The following is a 312-nucleotide window of genomic DNA, read 5'->3' as shown; positions in this document are numbered from 1 at the left end:
GCGCGAATTCGATGTGATCATATGGGGAGCAAGTGGTTTTACAGGCCGCTTAGTTGCCGAATACTATCTAAATACCTACGGCCTCGATGGCGAACTAAAATGGGCAATGGCTGGACGCAACCAAACCAAGCTTGAAGAAGTTCGAAAAGGCTTAGGTAACGATAACATTCCTCTTATTCTTGCCGATAGCCACGATACGGCTAGCCTGAATGAACTGGCAAAACGTACTAAAGTCGTCTGCACAACGGTCGGTCCTTACGCTAAATATGGAAACGAATTAGTCGCCGCATGTGTCGAGAACGGCACTGACTA

At 47.4% G+C, this 312-nt stretch carries 1 pseudogene; it reads left to right on the top strand.

Annotated elements, in window-relative coordinates:
• Positions 1-13 precede the first annotated feature (13 nt).
• Positions 14-312: pseudogene (locus tag A3761_RS01225) on the top strand (saccharopine dehydrogenase); the annotation flags it as partial.

The organism is Oleiphilus sp. HI0123 (assembly GCF_001635315.1).
This window is presented reverse-complemented; position numbering and strand designations above follow the sequence as displayed.